The 16,951-nt window shown below is 55.8% G+C and carries 16 protein-coding genes; 5 read left to right on the forward strand and 11 right to left on the reverse strand.

Annotated features, from left to right (window positions below):
• Positions 1-6: 6 nt before the first annotated feature.
• A complete protein-coding gene (locus tag JQR86_RS06275) occupies positions 7-339 on the forward strand; it encodes a YnfA family protein (protein ID WP_010795103.1) in 333 nt (110 codons plus the stop codon).
• Between the two features lie 13 nt (positions 340-352).
• On the opposite strand, the gene JQR86_RS06280 is transcribed toward JQR86_RS06275, so the two are convergent.
• The 4 genes from JQR86_RS06280 to JQR86_RS06295 form a co-directional block, all read right to left on the reverse strand.
• A complete protein-coding gene (locus JQR86_RS06280) occupies positions 353-604 on the reverse strand; it encodes a YheU family protein (protein ID WP_434154510.1) in 252 nt (83 codons plus the stop codon).
• Between the two features lie 91 nt (positions 605-695).
• Complete coding sequence (locus JQR86_RS06285; RefSeq protein WP_010795101.1) at positions 696-1,886, reverse strand: osmoprotectant NAGGN system M42 family peptidase; 1,191 nt, start codon at positions 1,884-1,886, stop codon at positions 696-698.
• Positions 1,883-3,625 (reverse strand): N-acetylglutaminylglutamine synthetase, encoded by a 1,743-nt coding sequence (gene ngg, locus JQR86_RS06290; protein WP_150346959.1) that lies wholly within the window; start codon positions 3,623-3,625, stop codon positions 1,883-1,885. Before ngg ends, JQR86_RS06285 begins: the two co-directional genes overlap by 4 nt.
• Before the next feature lie 18 nt (positions 3,626-3,643).
• Complete coding sequence (locus JQR86_RS06295) at positions 3,644-5,416, reverse strand: N-acetylglutaminylglutamine amidotransferase (protein WP_434154512.1); 1,773 nt, start codon at positions 5,414-5,416, stop codon at positions 3,644-3,646.
• A gap of 267 nt (positions 5,417-5,683) precedes the next feature.
• On the opposite strand from JQR86_RS06295, the gene JQR86_RS06300 reads away from it, so the two are divergent.
• Together JQR86_RS06300 and JQR86_RS06305 are read left to right on the forward strand one after the other, a co-directional pair.
• Positions 5,684-5,950: a type B 50S ribosomal protein L31 gene (locus JQR86_RS06300; RefSeq protein WP_010795098.1), complete on the forward strand. Its 267-nt coding sequence runs from the start codon at positions 5,684-5,686 to the stop codon at positions 5,948-5,950.
• 122 nt (positions 5,951-6,072) lie between these two features.
• Positions 6,073-7,050, forward strand: coding sequence for an SDR family oxidoreductase (locus tag JQR86_RS06305; RefSeq protein WP_434154514.1), 978 nt, complete (start codon positions 6,073-6,075; stop codon positions 7,048-7,050).
• Between the two features lie 3 nt (positions 7,051-7,053).
• Here JQR86_RS06305 and metR read toward each other — a convergent pair whose 3' ends face one another.
• The 5 genes from metR to JQR86_RS06330 form a co-directional block, all read right to left on the reverse strand.
• A complete protein-coding gene (gene metR / locus JQR86_RS06310; protein ID WP_010795096.1) occupies positions 7,054-7,971 on the reverse strand; it encodes a transcriptional regulator MetR in 918 nt (305 codons plus the stop codon).
• A 109-nt stretch (positions 7,972-8,080) separates the two neighbouring features.
• Complete coding sequence (glpD, locus tag JQR86_RS06315) at positions 8,081-9,622, reverse strand: glycerol-3-phosphate dehydrogenase (protein WP_434154517.1); 1,542 nt, start codon at positions 9,620-9,622, stop codon at positions 8,081-8,083.
• A 153-nt stretch (positions 9,623-9,775) separates the two neighbouring features.
• On the reverse strand, positions 9,776-10,531 hold the full coding sequence (locus JQR86_RS06320; protein ID WP_010795094.1) for a DeoR/GlpR family transcriptional regulator: 756 nt from the start codon (positions 10,529-10,531) through the stop codon (positions 9,776-9,778).
• A 128-nt stretch (positions 10,532-10,659) separates the two neighbouring features.
• On the reverse strand, positions 10,660-12,165 hold the full coding sequence (gene glpK / locus JQR86_RS06325) for a glycerol kinase GlpK (protein WP_197872346.1): 1,506 nt from the start codon (positions 12,163-12,165) through the stop codon (positions 10,660-10,662).
• A 14-nt stretch (positions 12,166-12,179) separates the two neighbouring features.
• Positions 12,180-13,073, reverse strand: a complete 894-nt coding sequence (locus tag JQR86_RS06330) for an MIP/aquaporin family protein (RefSeq protein ID WP_010795092.1) — start codon at positions 13,071-13,073, stop codon at positions 12,180-12,182.
• A gap of 303 nt (positions 13,074-13,376) precedes the next feature.
• Here JQR86_RS06330 and ybaK point away from each other — a divergent pair, with 303 nt between their 5' ends.
• Complete coding sequence (ybaK, locus tag JQR86_RS06335; RefSeq protein ID WP_312270994.1) at positions 13,377-13,847, forward strand: Cys-tRNA(Pro) deacylase; 471 nt, start codon at positions 13,377-13,379, stop codon at positions 13,845-13,847.
• A 318-nt stretch (positions 13,848-14,165) separates the two neighbouring features.
• Positions 14,166-14,951, forward strand: coding sequence for a PhzF family phenazine biosynthesis protein (locus tag JQR86_RS06340; protein WP_019365832.1), 786 nt, complete (start codon positions 14,166-14,168; stop codon positions 14,949-14,951).
• A gap of 2 nt (positions 14,952-14,953) precedes the next feature.
• On the opposite strand, the gene JQR86_RS06345 is transcribed toward JQR86_RS06340, so the two are convergent.
• Together JQR86_RS06345 and argF are read right to left on the reverse strand one after the other, a co-directional pair.
• The gene (locus tag JQR86_RS06345) at positions 14,954-15,988 is read right to left on the reverse strand and encodes an ABC transporter ATP-binding protein (RefSeq protein ID WP_434154519.1); all 1,035 of its coding nucleotides are present in this window, start codon (positions 15,986-15,988) and stop codon (positions 14,954-14,956) included.
• Entirely contained in the window at positions 15,985-16,902 is a 918-nt protein-coding gene (argF, locus tag JQR86_RS06350) for an ornithine carbamoyltransferase (protein WP_404624879.1), read from the reverse strand. The genes JQR86_RS06345 and argF overlap by 4 nt, the downstream gene beginning before the upstream one ends.
• Positions 16,903-16,951: the final 49 nt, after the last annotated feature.

A 16,951-nucleotide genomic window follows, 5' to 3' on the forward strand; every position in this document is an offset into this window, starting at 1 on the left:
AATATCATGCTTAATTATTTCTGGTTCGCCTTGGCTGCCTGTTTTGAGATCGCCGGCTGCTACACATTCTGGTTATGGCTAAGACTTGGCAAGAGTCCGCTGTGGCTGCTCCCAGGGCTTTTATCGCTTACCCTGTTTGCGCTTGTGCTTACACGTGTGGAGGCGGCTTACGCTGGCAGAGCCTATGCTGCTTACGGTGGGATCTATATCGTGGCATCGCTGGCCTGGTTGGGCCTGGTTGAAAAAACCAGACCCGCCTGGACCGATCTGGCAGGGGCTGCACTGTGTCTGCTGGGCGTGACGGTATTGGTAATAGGGCCGAAATTGTCAGTGCACTGAATATTCAGGCCTGTCAGGAAAGTGTCTCTTCATCTGGAGTGTTTAGCCACTCCTTGGGAACGTCCCGTCTGAGCATCAGCTGGCACTGGCCGCTGTCCGGCTCGAATATGATAACGGCTTCCCCATTTTCCAGCGCCCGACGTGCACGTGCTACACGCGTCTCCAGAGGTGTCTCATCACCGTTATCCGTTCCTTCTCGCGTAACAAAGTCTTCGAGAAGGTTGCCTAGCGTATCGGGGTTGAGCATGTCGTAGGGTATGAGCATGGCGGCAGTTCCTGAAGCGGGCAGCGATGCTAACGTACAGCTTGGCCAGTTGGCGAGAGGACGCCGCCCAGCGGGACGGCGTTATCGGTCCCTATGTTTTCCCGCCCTCTTTGATTAATTCCTCAATGTGAGGCAGATGCGTCTGGTTGTCCTGATGCGTCTCTTCCAAATCGAGCTGATGCGTAAAGCGGTCAACGGAGTTATCTGCTGGCGCTGCGTCGCTATCGAACACGGGCGGGCTGGTCATATAACCCACCAAGAGCTGGCTTAGTGCTGCCAGACTGACAATGTGCGTCCGCTCATAGCCGTGGGTGGCATCACAGCCAAATGCCAGAAGCGCAATCCGAATGTCATGCCCTGCATTGATAGCGGAGTGGGCATCGCTGTAGTAGTAGCGGAACAGGTCACGCCTGACCGGAATGCTGTTTCGCTCTGCGATACGCAGCAGATGGCGTGACAAGTGATAATCGTAAGGACCGCTTGAGTCCTGCAGGGCGACACTGACCCGATGCTCATCGGACTGTTGCCCGGGAGCAACCGGAGCGATATCGATACCGACAAACTCACTGACATCCCAAGGCAATGCACCCGCCGCGCCGGACCCTACTTCTTCCGTGATGGTAAAGAGAGGGTGGCAGTCTATAGGGGGAACAATACCGGCTTCCTGAATCATCTTGAGCGCCGTTAGCAGAGCGGCTACACCTGCCTTGTCGTCCAGGTGACGAGCGCTGATGTAGCCGCTCTCCGTGAACTCTGGTAGTGGATCAAAAGCTACGAAGTCTCCTACGCGTACACCCAGGTATTCCGTCTCTGAACGGCTTTTGGTGGTAGCGTCTAGACGTAGCTCGATGTGATCCCAGCTGACGGGCATCTTGTCGACTTCGGTATTGAAGGCATGCCCAGAGGCGAGCAGGGGTAGTACACTGCCACGTAGGGTTCCGTTGTCGGTAAAGATACTGACCCGACTTCCTTCGGCAAAACGGCTGGACCAATGGCCTACCGCCGCCAGGCTCAGACGGCCGTTATCCTTGATTTCCCTGACGATGGCACCGATCGTATCCAAGTGAGCGGAAACCGCTCGGTCGGGGCTTTCCTTACGTCCTTTTAGTGTGGCGCGAATCGTTCCTCGTCGTGTCAGCTCGTAGGGAATGCCGATTTCACTCAAGCGCTCGGCCACGTACATGACGATTGTGTCTGTAAAGCCTGTCGGGCTTGGAATGGCGAGCATTTCCAGCAGGACACGGCGCAGATAATCCAGATCCGGTGTCGGCAGCTTATTCAAGCGGGCACCTCTCGAGACAGGGGAAACAACAGATCAATGAAGCGCTCCGCCGTAGGGCGGGGTTCATGGTTGGCCAAGCCTGGCCGCTCATTGGCTTCAATGATTACGTATTCACTTTGATCAGCAGCCGGTACCAATAGATCCATGCCTGTCACTGGGATATCCAAGGCCTTGGCAGCGGCTACCGCGGCCTGCGCCAGTTCTGGGTGAAGAATATCGGTAACATCTTCCAGCGTGCCCCCGGTATGAAGATTTGCTGTCTTGCGGACAAACAGGCGGGTGCCTTCTGGCAGGACCGTGTCATAACTGTAGCCGGCAGACTTGATCGCACGCTCGGTTTCTTCATCCAGAGGTATCCGACTTTCACCTCCGGTTGCTGCCTGGCGGCGGCGGCTCTGGTGTTCGATCAACTCATGAATGTTTCGACGGCCGTCACCAATGACCTCGGCAGGACGCCGTATAGCGGCCGCCACGACTTCATGACCAATGACAACAATGCGCAGGTCAAGGCCTGCATGGTAGCTTTCGAGCAGCACGTTATCGTCGTAGCGACGAGCTTGAGCAATCGCGGCTTTCAGGTGATCAGGATCACGTACATCCACGGCGACGCCTTTGCCCTGCTCACCGTTGACCGGCTTTACAACCAAGGTGCCGTGCTTGGCAAGAAACGTTTCGTTTTCTTCATCTTCACTGGCTAGACACTGATCAGGAACCCGTAATCCTGCTTCCTTGAGTGTCCGGATTGTGAGGGTCTTATCCTGACAAAGTGTCATGGTGACAGCGCTGGTCAGGTCCGACAGTGATTCGCGGCAGCGGATTCGGCGGCCCCCCTGTATGAGGGTAAAAAGACCAGCCTGGGCATTATCTACTTGTACATCGATCCCGCGGCGTTGAGCCTCATCTACGATGATCTTGGCATAGGGATTAAGCCCTGCTTCAGGACCAGGGCCGAGGAAAAGGGTCTGGTTGATTGCGTTCTTGCGCTTGACGGTAAAGGTCTGGAGTTCCCGAAAGCCCAGCTTGTCGTAAAGACGCTTGGCTTGACTGTTGTCATGCATGACCGACAGGTCCAGGAACGCCAGGCCGCGGCTGGCGTAGTGCTCAATCAGGTGACGAACCAGAGCTTCTCCCACGCCCGGGCGAGGGCAGTCAGGCGCGACAGCCAGACACCAGAGGCTTGAGCCGCCTTCGGGATCGTTGAATGCCTTAGCGTGGTTCAGCCCCATGACCGAGCCGATAATGGCGCCCGTGTCCTGATCTTCTGCCAGCCAATAGACCGGCCCACCCTTGTGTCGGGGCGTGAGTTTTTCGATATCCACGGGAAGCATATGGCGCGTCTGGTAGAGACGATTGATCTCGCTCCAGTCGCTTTCGCTAAAGGCCCGGCGAATACGAAAGCCGCGGAAGGGCGCATGTGCGGGGCGATAGTCGGTGAACCACAGCCGCAACGTGTCGGATGGATCCAGGAAAAGCTGTTGCGGTGCATAGGCCAGTACCTGCTGAGGCGCAGCCACGTATAGGGCGATGTCTCGCTCGCCGGCCTCTTCCTTGAGAAGTTCCTTAGCCAATACCGATGCGTCGGAGAACGTATGGCCGATTAGAATTCGACCCCATCCGCAATGCAGGCAAACGGATTGGCACGTGGCCCGTTCAGCCCCAGTCATCTGGGCCTGTAGACGCTCATAATTGGGCGTCTGAGCCCTTTGAAGACGCTGATTGTTATAGTAGGCGGCTTTCATCGTGCAATACTCCAACACTTATAGGCCATGTTCACTCAGCCACAAATTAAGGGCGGCGAGCTGCCAGAGCTTGGAGCCCCGTAGCGGTGTAATCTGGTCGTCAGGGTTCTTCAGGAGTCGATCGATTTCTGCAGTATTGAATAGCTGGCGATCCTGGCTGGGATCAAGCAGCAACTCACGTACCCAGGTCAGGGTATTACCTTGCAGATGCTTCAGGCCCGGTACCGGGAAATAGCCTTTGGGGCGGTCAATGACTTCTGCCGGAATCACCTTGCGAGCTGCTTCCTTGAGGACGTGTTTGCCGCCGTCTCCCAGCTTGAACTGCGCCGGAATACAGGCAGACAGTTCCGCCAGCTTATAGTCAAGGAAAGGAACACGCGCTTCCAGGCCCCATGCCATGGTCATGTTGTCGACTCGTTTGACCGGGTCGTCTACCAGCATCACGGTGCTGTCCAGGCGTAGCGCCTTATCAACGCCAGCTACTGCGCCGGGTTGTGCAAAATGCTGACGAACGAAATCACCTGCAGCGTCATGATCCAGACGGCGGCTGTCCTGAACAGTAGCTGCGTATTCGGCATAGTCACGATCGAAGAAAGCGGCTCGGTAAGCCGTAAACGGATCTGCCGCACCATCAACCTGTGGATACCAGTGGTAGCCTGCAAAAAGCTCGTCCGCACCCTGGCCGCTCTGTACAACCTTGCAATGCTTGGACACTTCACGCGACAGGAGGTAAAAGGCGATACAGTCATGGCTTACCATCGGCTCGCTCATGGCTCTGAACGCGGCGGGCAATTGCTCAATGATTTCAGATTCGTTAATGCGCAGCCTGTGATGCCGTGTACCGTAGCGTTGAGCGATCAGGTCTGAATACTGAAACTCATCCCCACGCTCTCCACCTGCATCTTCAAACCCGATGGAGAAGGTCAGCAGATCGCGTACGCCGGACTCGTGCAGCAAGCCGACCAGCAGGCTTGAGTCCACACCGCCAGACAGCAGTACACCTACATCGCGGGCTGCTCGCTGTCGAATCGAGACAGCATCGCGCAAGCTGTTCAGGACTTCGCCGCTCCAGTCTTCCATTGTGTAGTTGGCTTCATCGGCAGTTGGGCCGTAATTCAGCGTCCACCAGGTTTGCTGTTCGATTTTGCCGTTGGCGTCAATGACCATCCAGGTGGCTGGCGGCATCTTTTTCACGCCGTTCAGGATGGTGCGGGGCGCTGGTACAACAGCATGGAAGTTGAGGTAGTAGTTCAGCGCGACGGGATCGAGAGAGGTATCGATATCATCTGCTTCAAGCAGGGCGGGCAGGCTTGAAGCAAAGCGCAGGCGTTCATTGGTCTGGCTCAGGTACAAGGGCTTGATGCCCAGGCGATCGCGTGCAATGAACATTTGCTGCTTGTCGCGATCCCAAATAGCGAAGACGAACATGCCGTTGAGTTTGGGCAGCATCTCCTTGCCCCAGGCGTGATAGGCCTTGAGCAGAATTTCGGTATCGCCGCCAGAATGGAAGCGATAACCCTTGGCCTCCAGCTCGCTGCGTAGCTCTGGGTAGTTGTAGATGGCGCCGTTGAAAACCATCGACAGGCCCGTGTCCGAGTCAATCATGGGCTGACCAGAGGCTTCTGCCAGATCCATGATTTTCAGGCGTCGGTGGCCTAGCGCAACAGGGCCTTGGCTATGAAAGCCCCAGGCGTCGGGGCCGCGTTGAGCGAGGCGATGGGTGACCCGTTCCAGCGTGGCCAGGGTGACGGGACGATTATCGAAACGTAATTCTCCAGCTATACCGCACATAGTTCCTTACCGGTTGCTCCGTTGGGGTGGGGAGGTATTGCTCCACAGGGAAACGACAAGCATTTGTGGGGGTAAGTTGCATTTTTCCGCCCGAATGACTCAAGGCAACAGGCTATTACGGGGACTGGGTACCGTTTTCAGACCTTAGTGAAATTAATCTGCTGGTAAGGGTTGAAAGCCACCGCCAAGACCTTATATTAGTAATGTATCGTTATAATGTAACGAAGCGGCTCGATGTAGAGTCCAACCGAGTATCCAGGAGGTACCATGAAACCGAATATTCATCCTAACTATCGGCCAGTGCTTTTCCATGACACCACGGCAGATCATTACTTCCTGATCGGCTCTACGGCACAGACTGATCGTACCCAGGAATTTGAAGGCAAGACCTATCCCTATGTGGCATTGGACGTGTCCAGTGCTTCGCATCCAATCTATACCGGTGAGCAGCGCCAGTTGAAAAGCGAGGGTCGCGTCTCTAGCTTCAACAAGCGTTTCGCAGGGTTTCCGGGCGGAAGCAAGTCTTCCCAGTAATCCGGCCTCACTGAAAAAAGCCCTCATGATTTTGAGGGCTTTTTTATGTCTGAATGAAGGAATGGCTGGCGGTAAGCGGGGTCCTCTTTTAATCAGCTTGAAAAAGCAAAAGAGGATATCTGATGAAAGCACGCAATCTAAATAGCGCCATTGTGGTCATTACTGGCGCTTCCAGCGGGATTGGTCGGGCCACCGCTCAGGCGTTTGCACGGCAGGGGGCTTGCCTGGTATTGGCTGCTCGAGATAAGGCGGCATTAGACGATACGGTTGCCGAGTGTCTTCTCTTGGGAGGCCGGGCGATTGGTGTGCCTACGGATGTCACGTTGATGGAGTCAGTCTCGCAATTGGCCGAGCGTGCGCTGGAATTTGGACACGGACGGATTGATATCTGGGTCAACAATGCGGGTATCGGTGCGGTAGGCAAGTTTGATGAGACGCCTTTTGAGGCGCATGAACGCGTCGTGCAGACCGACCTTCTAGGCTATCTGCGTGGCGCCTACGCCGTTGTGCCGGTTTTCAAACGGCAAGGGTCAGGGGTTTTGATCAATACCTTATCGGTAGGCAGCTGGGTACCGCTTCCCTATACAGTGGCCTATTCGGCTGCCAAGTCAGGCCTGAGAGGATTTACCGAAGCCTTGAGAGGCGAGCTTACGCGCTGGTCCGATATTCATGTCTGCGATGTTTACCCTGCGTTCATCGATACGCCAGGGCTGCGAGACGGCGGTAATTACAGTGGAAGGACAATAAAGCCGACGCCACCTGTTTATGATGCTCGAAAGGTCGCCAGAGCCATCCTCTCCATGGCGCGTTATCCACGCAAGTCTACGACAGTAGGGCAAGCCGCCACGGTACTTCGTGCAGCCCATGCGCTGGTGCCTGGTTATGCTCGGCTGTCCCGGATCTTTATGGATCGCGCCTTGAGTCGAATGGAGCCGGTAGAGCACTCCTCGGGCAATCTGTTCAGCCCTCCCAGTGGCAATCGCAGTGTCGATGGAGGATGGCGTCGTCCTGATGAGCGCATGGTCGTGGCAGCAACCAGTGCTGCGGCGCTAGTGTTTGGGGCGTACCTGTACCGGCGACTGACGGAGCGGTCAGATTGATCCCTAGCGTGCCGCACTGACGCCTTCAAGCGTAGCGAAGGATGTGTCCTTGGCTGTTAGTAAAAAGTCCTGCATGAAGGGGGCTTCCAGCATGTCCTCTCGAATACCGGCATACAGTGTGGCATACAAGCCTTTCTCACCCAGACGCTTCGCGGTCACATAGCCACGCGAGCTGTACTCATGGAGCGCCCAGTTAGGAAGACAACATACGCCCCGGCCGGATGCTACCAACTGCAGCATCATGACCGTCAGCTCTGCCGTACGTATGCCGGCAGGCTCGACGCCGGCCGGGTCGAGAAATTGCCTGAAGATATCCAGGCGCTCACGGTCAACCGGATAGGTGATCTGCGTTTCTTCAGCCAGATCCTCAGGCACGATGTAAGGCTTGCCAGCTAAGGGATGCTGGTTGGCCATGGCTAGCTGCGCTTCATAAGTAAAAAGCGGAATGTAAGTGATGCCGGTGAGATCAATCGGGTCTGACGTGACGACAAGGTCAAGATCGCCACGTGCCAGGGCTGGTAGCGGGGCGAATGAAAAGCCCGAGGCGAGATCCATCTCCACTTCAGCCCAGGAATCACGAAACTGATCAATGGTAGGCATCAGCCACTGAAAGCAGCTATGGCATTCAATGGCAATGTTGAGGCGCCCGGCAGTGCCGCCAGCAAAGCGTGACAGGTCACGTTCCGCACTGCGGAGCTGAGGCAATACCGCATCGGCCAATTGCAGGAGGCGCAGGCCGGCACTGGTAAAGCGCACTGGCTTGGTCTTGCGGACGAACAGGCTCAGGCCAAGGCGCTCTTCAAGCTCCTTGAACTGATGAGACAGTGCAGATTGGGTCAGATGAAGACGTTCGGCAGCTTCGACAAGGCTGTCAGCCTCACGCAGTGCGTGTAGCGTTTTCAAGTGACGAAGTTCGAGCATGGCCTGGATCCTGATGAGTGCAGCAGGTATCCATTATGAATGATTTCCAAGCCAAGGAGGGCATGAATGAAACTGGCTCATGATTCGGCCAGTTTCATTCACGTATCCATTACGCTGCCGCGTGACTGGCCTTGCGGATACCCAGACTGCCTAGATAGGTTTCCAGCTTGGTCTTGTCACCAGGGGTAAACTCAAGGCCCAGCTTGGTCCGGCGCCAGAGTATGTCGTCTGCCGTGTTGGCCCATTCGTAAGCATGGAGATAAACCACTTCACGTGCATACAGGTCAGCCCCCAGGCATTCGCCTAGATCGGCCATTTGCGTGACGCCTTCCAATAGTTTGCGTGTGCGGTTGCCATAGGTGGTTGACCAACGCTGGGCAAGTGCTGCTGGCAAATCCTTGACCTGTGCCTGTAACTGTTTGGCCAGTGCTTCAGGCGTCGTCATGTCTTCTCCGCCCGGTAGCGTAGCCTTGGCTGTCCAAGGCTGTCCCATCGTCTTGAAGAATGGATGCAACTGCTGCATGGCCGACTCGGCCAGCTTGCGGTACGTGGTCAGTTTTCCACCAAAGACCGACAGCAAAGGCGCATCGTTTTCAGGAGCCGACAGTGACAGGGTGTAGTCACGAGTAATGGCTGAAGGATTGTCTGACTCGTCATCACACAGGGGGCGTACGCCCGAGAACGTATGCAGGACGTCACTGCGGGTCAGCTTGTGGCGGAAGTGTGCGTTTGCCACACCCAGGATGTAGTCAGTTTCCTGCTCGGTAATCTGTACATTGGCTGGATCACCTTTGTACTCACGATCCGTGGTACCAATCATGGTGTAACGGCCCAGGTACGGAATCGCAAAGACAATCCGACGATCTTCGTTCTGCATGATGTAGGCATGATCGCCTTCATATAGCTTGGGCACGACGATGTGGCTGCCTTGAATCAGTCGAATACCATAGGGCGAGCGCTCTTTGATGTTTTCGCGAACGATCTGGGCAACCCATGGACCTGCCGCATTGACCAGGGCTTTTGCCTTAATCGAGAAGGTAGTGCCGTCTTCACGCTGAAGGGTCAGGTGCCACAGTTTGTTGGCGCGATGGGCGCTTGTGCAGGTGGTGCGGGTATGAATATGGGCACCACGCTCGCGGGCAGCCATGGCGTTGAGTACAACGAGGCGTGCATCGTCTACCCAGCAGTCCGAATACTCGAAACCCTGGTTGATATCACTGACCAGAGGGCTATCGGAACCGAACCGAAGACCACGGGAGGCGGGGAGCTTTTCACGCTTGCCCAGGTGGTCATAAAGGAAGAGACCTGCGCGAATCATCCAGGCCGGACGCAGATGTGGCCGGTGCGGCAGGACGAAGCGCATGGGCTTGACAATATGCGGAGCCTTGGCCAGCAGTACCTCGCGTTCGGCCAACGCTTCGCGTACCAGTCGAAATTCGTAATGTTCGAGATAACGCAGGCCACCATGAATCAGCTTGCTGCTGGCCGAGGAGGTATGTCTCGCCAGGTCGTCACGTTCGCAGAGAAAGACGGACAAGTTACGGCCTGCGGCATCGGCTGCAATACCAACACCATTGATACCACCGCCGATCACGGCGATGTCGTAAGTCTCGGAAAGGGGCGGCGTCCCGAGCAAAGTGGACTGAGGCATGGGCGTCTCCTGTTATAAACGAACATCAATGTTCGTATTCGAACAATCGTAGACAAAAGAGTTGCCTTGCGCCAGTCGTAAACCGATAAAAAAACTCTAAAAGGAAAATAAACGAACTTAAATGAATTAAATGTGAAAGGCCTGACACTCTGATCAGGCGATTTCAAGACGGACTTTGAATTGAGAGAGTAGGCGGGTAAAGGCTTCGTCTGGTTGAGACTCAGTAAAGAGCACATCAATCTGCTCGAGCGAGCCCAGGCGAATCATGGCGCTGCGTCCGAATTTACTGGAGTCGGCTGCTAGAAAGACCTTACGTGCGTTTTCGAAAATGGCCTGTGAAACGCGAACCTCCTGATAATTGAAATCCAGCAGAGTGCCGTCTTCATCGATGCCGCTGATGCCAACCAGCGCGTAGTCCACTTTGAATTGCTTGATGAAGTCAGCCGTCGCCTGGCCTACCACGCCGCCGTCACTGCGCACGCTGCCGCCTGCAATCAGGACTTCGAAGTCCTCTTTTGCGCTAAGGATGTTCGCAACATGGAGGTTGTTCGTAATGATCTTCAGGCTACGGTGATTGAGCAGCGCGTGAGCGATCGCTTCGGTCGTCGTACCGATGTTAATGAACAATGAGGCATGATCCGGGACCTGTGCTGCAACGGCCTCCGCGATACGACGCTTCTCATCACGCATTTGTCCAGCACGCATGGTGTAGGCCGTGTTTTCCACGCTGGAGTCATGGGCGGCACCACCGTGATAACGACGCAGCAAACCGCTTTCGGCCAGCTGGTTGATGTCTCGACGAATCGTCTGGGGGGTTACGGTGAAATGCTGGGCAAGCTCCTCGATGCTGACATAGCCACGCTCGCGGACAAGGTCCAGGATGTTCTGCTGACGGGGCGCCAGGCTCATGCAATCTTCCTTCAACGGTGGTTTGACAGGAAGAATGCCGTAGCGAGGCGCCGGGCGCCAGTTCAGTGCATCAACTTCATCGTCCTGATGTGAAAAGGGCGACTTCCCAGTCGCCCCGTCCAATGACATCAGTCCTGCGCCCAGCCGCGAGTACGCTCGACAGCTTTCTTCCAGCCCTTGTAAAGCTCCTCGCGATGGTCGCCATCACAGGTGGGCTCGAATACGCGCTCGATGGTGCTCTTGTTGCGTAGTTCGTCCAGGCTGCTCCAGAAGCCGGTGGCCAAGCCAGCCAGATACGCTGCACCAAGGGCAGTGGTTTCCTTCATTTCGGGGCGCTCTACGCAGGTGCCCAGAAGGTCGGCCTGGAACTGCATGAGGAAGTTGTTTGCGACGGCACCGCCATCCACACGTAGCGAGCGTAGACGCTCGCCGGCATCCTGCTGCATGGCATCCAGTACGTCGCGAGTCTGATAGGCAATCGACTCCAGGGCTGCACGAATCAGATGCTCAACCTTGACGCCGCGGGTCAGGCCAAACATGGCTCCGCGGGCATAGGGATCCCAGTAGGGAGCGCCCAAGCCGGTAAAGGCCGGTACCAGATAGATACCATTGCTGTCCTTCACCTTGGTGGCGAAGTACTCGGAATCCAGGGATTCGTTAATGACCTTGAGCTCATCGCGCAGCCACTGAACGGTAGAGCCACCATTAAAGATGGCACCTTCCAGTGCATAATTCACTTCCCCGCGTGGACCGCAGGCAATAGTGGTTAGCAAGCCATGCTGGGACTGCACCGCTTTCTCACCAGTGTTCATCAGCAGGAAGCAGCCGGTGCCATAGGTATTCTTAGCTTGGCCCGGCTCTACACACATCTGGCCAAACAGGGCGGCTTGCTGGTCACCTGCAATCCCTGCGATGGGAATGCCGGTTTCCTGGCTGCTGCCCAGAGTGGCATAGCCGTAGACTTCGGAGGAGGAGCGAACCACCGGCAGCATTTCGCGGGGGATATCCAGTGCTTCAAGCATTACGGGATCCCAGTCACGCTTATGGATATCGAAAATCAGGGTGCGTGAGGCATTGGTGTAGTCGGTGACATGGACCTTGCCCTGGGTCATCTTCCAGATCAGCCACGTATCGACAGTACCGAACAGCAGCTCGCCACGGCGGGCGCGCTCACGGCTGCCCTCCACGTGGTCCAGGATCCACTTGATCTTGGTACCGGAGAAGTAGGGGTCGATGACCAGTCCGGTCGTGCGGCGGATATGCTCTTCCATGCCGTCACGCTTGAGCTGATTGCAGATCTCTGTGCTTTGGCGGCTCTGCCATACGATGGCATTGTAAATCGGGCGGCCTGTGGTCTTGTCCCAGACGATGGCAGTTTCGCGCTGGTTGGTAATACCGATGGCGGCTACATCGTCATGGCTAATGCCTGCATGAGCCAGGGCCTCCACAAAGGTAGCGCTCTGGGTGGCCCAGATTTCCATCGGGTCATGCTCGACCCAGCCGGCTTGCGGATAGATCTGTGCGAATTCACGCTGAGCAATGCTCACCACATTGGCGTTACGATCCAGCACGATGGCGCGGGAGCTGGTGGTGCCCTGGTCCAGGGCCACGATGTAATGCTTGTTATTAGACATGATGGAAATCCTTATTATTGAGCCTGTGATGCGCTGATCTTGGGCTGAGCGGCAGCGTCTTTCTTATTCGTTTCAACTGAGGTTTCTTTGACTGGAATGTCGCACGCTGCTGAGCCAAGACTGGGCAGGTGACGGCAGATGAGCGCCTTGTAAGCAGCGGCACCCAGACAGGCACCCAGGATGGGCGCGAAGATCGGTACCAGGAAATAGGGTATATCGCGGCCACCGGTCAGGGCTACATCACCCCAGCCAGCCAGGAAAGTCATAAGTTTAGGACCCAGGTCACGAGCCGGATTCATAGCGAAGCCTGTCAGCGGGCCCATAGATCCACCGATCACAGCAACAAGCAAACCAATTAGAAGCGGGGCCAGCGGGCCGCGCGGAAGACCATTGCCATCGTCGGTCAAGGCCATGATCACGGCCAGCAGGATGGCGGTAATGACCATCTCGACCAGGAACGCCTGACCAACAGACAGGGCTGCGTTCGGATAGGTGGAGAACACGCCCGCAAGCTCAAGACTGGCTACGCTACCGCGTACCATATTGTGAGCCTGTTCGTATTCGAAAAAGAGGCTGTTATACAGGCCGTATACCAGCGCGGCGCCACAAAAAGCGCCTGCGATCTGCGAAATGATGTAGAGCGGGACTTTTCTACGCTCGAAGCCGCCAAACAGCCAAAGCGCAATGGTAACGGCAGGGCTCAGATGTGCACCCGACACGCCAGCGCTCAAGTAAACCCCCATGCTGACCGCAATGCCCCATATGATGCTGATTTCCCAGAGCCCCAGAGTGGCTCCGCCAACCTTCATGGCAGCGACGCAACCGGTTCCGAAGAAAATGAATAATCCTGTTCCCAAAAACTCGGCAATGCATTGCCCACGTAGGGTGGGCATTAGTGGAGTACTCATACGAGGAGCCTCTTGATTGTTGTATTTATTGCGGTAGTAGAAAAAAAGTGAAACTACATCCTTTCGGAAACGAAAAGTTAGTTTCAAAATCGAACGTTGTCAAAGGTTCTTCTTTCATCCCCATAGAAAATTGTGATGAGCGAAGCAGGATATTTTATGACAGGCAAAACACTTGTTTGAAAGGGAACTTTATAAGGCGTGTTTCAGGTCACGCTTGAGGGACGCCCCAAGTAAGGCGTTACAAGGCTTTACAGGCTGCAAGGGCAGAGACAAACTGGATCATAAAGCCACAAGGATAATGGCATGACACCAGCGATAAACCTGCTCAAAAAGCACAAGATAGAGCATCGCGTGCTCAGTTATGTGCACGATCCCAAGGCCGCTTCGTATGGGCTCGAGGCGGCAGACAAGCTTGGACTTGAACCCGTCCGGGTGTTCAAAACATTGTTGGCTGCTACCGAGAAGGAGGAGTTGCTGGTGGCTATCGTTCCGGTAGGTGGCAGTCTTGACCTGAAAGCCTTGGCCCATGCGGCGTCTGTCAAAAAGGCAGACATGGCGAATCCTCAGGTAGCCCAACGTGCTACCGGCTACCTGGTAGGCGGAATCAGCCCGCTGGGGCAGAAGAAACGCTTGAGAACGTTCATTGACAGCAGTGCCGAGCAGTTTCCTACCATTTATGTCAGTGCAGGCAGACGTGGCCTTGAAGTGGAGCTGTCTGCCCAGGCGCTGGCTAGCCTGACCGCAGGGCAGTTTGCCGAGATTGCACGGGAGTAATGTGCAGGTTCTCTGCTCGTAGGGGTAGCGGGCAAAGGAAGTCCTTTCAACTGAGTTGACCAATCGATTCACTGCGCTATGGTCAATTATTGCCGCTCTGGTGTTTTCCCTTGATCGCTATCTGGCTGCTCGCAATTACAGCGGGCTTTGAGTGTGCCCGTAGCGGTTGGTGACAAGAGTGCCGATGATCCGAGAGATCCTACACAGAGCGAGTTGCCGGACCAGTTTAACTGTCATAGCTGGTGAACTGTACATTGTGACGTAGGCACGTTTCGCTCATGCTGTACGAAGAACTCAAAAGAAAAGATGGAGCAAACCATGCAACTCGACTTTCACCAAATCGATGCCTTCGCTGATCGTCCGTTCGCGGGTAATCCAGCGATGGTCTACCGTCTCGATGCATGGTTGCCGGACGATCTGATGCAGAAGATTGCCGCTGAGCATAATCTGGCGGAAACGGCCTTTATCCGCCGGGAGGGTGATGTCTGGCGCATTCGGTGGTTTACCCCAAAGGTTGAAATACCGTTGTGTGGCCATGCGACGCTGGCAGCGGCTCATGTACTGTTTACTGTTTATGAGGAAGCGGGAGAAAAGATCGAGTTTATTTCCCGCTCCGGCACCCTGCGTGCCTATAAGGAGGACGATGGGCTTCTGGCGCTGGATTTTCCCGCACAGATTCCAAGTGAGATCGGTTCCACACCAGAGCTGGAGCGTGCATTAGGCGTTAGTCCGGTCGATGTACTGGGCGCAGATAAGCTACTGGTTCTTTTGGAGTCGGAAGAGGCGGTGCGCAACTGCAAGCCTGACTTTGCGGCTCTGGCGCGCCTGCGTTGGCCGGGTGTTATCATTACCGCTCGAGGTGAGCGGTATGATTTCGTGTCCCGTTTCTTTGCGCCTGGTATTGGCATCAATGAGGACCCTGTGACTGGCTCGGCTCACTGTAGCCTCATTCCCTATTGGTCTCGTCGCCTGGCGAAGCGGATGCTGCGAGCCTACCAGTGCTCGGAGCGGGGCGGGGAGCTCTGGTGCCGTCTGGATGGCGAGCGTGTGAGCATCGCGGGTCACGCTCGCCGCGTCGCCAGTGGTCGTCTATTGCTGGATTGACGTTATGTGGCGCTGAAGGTTGTCAGCGCCGTTTTCTTGAGCGCAATTCCGATCTGTTCACCGATGCTGTGCTCAACAAAACCTGGGAAGGACGCTTCGAGGCGTGCTCCTGACGCAAGCGCCAGTTGATAGCGGGTGCTTGCACCTAGAAATACTTGGCTGACCACCTGCGCGGTCAACGTGCTCGCGGGACTATAGAGGATGTCGTCAGGCCGAAGGAGAACGCGAAGCTCATCGCCTTCCTCGAACGCTTTGTTCCTGGCCCTGACAACCCCAAGTTCCGTTCTGATCGATTCTGAGTCGACGGCACGACCTGGAATGAAAAATCCCTGGCCTACAAACGTTGCCACAAAGGGCGTGGCAGGGGTCTGATAGAGGTGCCCAGGTGTATCCCATTGCTCAAGATGGCCATGCTGAAAAACCCCCACCTTGTCACTTACCGCAAACGCTTCTTCCTGGTCATGAGTCACCAGGATGGCGCTGGTGCCTCGAGCTTTCAGAATATCCCGGACTTCGCTGCTGAGCGATCGGCGAAGCTCTACGTCCAGGTTGGAAAAAGGTTCATCCATCAATAACAGACGAGGCGACGGTGCCAAGGCGCGAGCCAAGGCAACACGCTGCTGTTGACCACCTGACAGCTCATGAGGATAGCGTTTAGCCAGCTGCTCCAGTTTGACCAGGGCCATCAGCTCACCCACGATGCGCTCGCGCTCGGGATGCTTGCGAATACCAAAGGCGATGTTGTCACCTACGTTCAGGTGAGGAAAAAGAGCATAGTCCTGAAAGACCATGCCGATCCCGCGCTGCTCTGGCGCCAGGGTAAACCCCGCTCGGGAAATGACCTGATCGGCGAGACGGATTTCGCCCTGCATGACAGGCTCGAATCCGGCGATGGCGCGCAGCGTCGTGGTTTTCCCGCATCCCGATGGACCAAGCAGACAGCCAATCTCTCCTGACTCAAGAGACAGGCTCAGGTCGCTTACGATCGTGCTGCCACCGTAGCCGCAGGCCAGATGGCTGAGCGTGAGAATGTTCATGCGTTGCGTGTATGTGGGATCAGAAACTCCATCAATGCCTTTTGCGCATGCAGGCGGTTCTCTGCTTCATTCCATACGACCGAGCGTGGATCTTCCAGCAGGTCGTGACTGATCTCTTCTCCGCGGTGGGCTGGAAGGCAGTGCATGAAAACGACGTCCCGGCTGGCTTTGTCCAAGAGCTCACGTGAGACCTGATACGCCTTGAACGTTTCCAGACGAATTTTCGATTCCTCTTCCTGGCCCATCGACGTCCAAACGTCAGTACTGACCAGATGAGCGCCTTCTACGGCCTCCGTTGGATCACGAACAATCTGAATGCGGTCACCGGCGCGCTCAACGAAGCGGGCGTTTGGCTCAAAGCCTTCAGGGCAGGCCACACGCAAGGTGAAGTCCAGTTGTTCGGCAGCTTCTATATAGCTGTTGCACATGTTGTTCCCATCACCGATCCAGGCCACGACCTTGCCCTGAATGCTGCCGCGATGCTCGAAGAATGTCTGCATATCAGCCAGCAGCTGACAGGGATGAAGGTCATCAGACAGTCCATTGATAACCGGAACGTTGGAGTTTGCCGCAAAGGTCGTCAGGGTGCTGTGGGCATAGGTACGGATCATGACACCATCGAGCATACGGGACATGACGCGGGCACAGTCATCTACCGGCTCACCGCGGCCTAACTGAGTGTCGCGCGGGGACAGGAAAATGGCTTGGCCACCTAGCTGGATCATGCCTGCCTCGAAGGACAGACGCGTACGGGTCGAGGCCTTTTCGAAAATCATGCCAAGAACACGATTTTTCAACGGTTCGTGGCTGACGCCTCGACTACGCAGTTCTTTCAGCTCGATGCCACGGCGGATCAGCTGCAACAGCTCATCGGGTGTGCAATCCATGAACGAAAGAAAATGCCGAGCGCTCATCATCAATACCTATGAATACAGGCCAGGGGTGCCGGCCGGCTTCAGGAAA

It is taken from the genome of Pseudomonas sp. JZ134, from assembly GCF_051027695.1.
GTDB classification, from domain to species: domain Bacteria; phylum Pseudomonadota; class Gammaproteobacteria; order Pseudomonadales; family Pseudomonadaceae; genus Chryseomonas; species Chryseomonas luteola.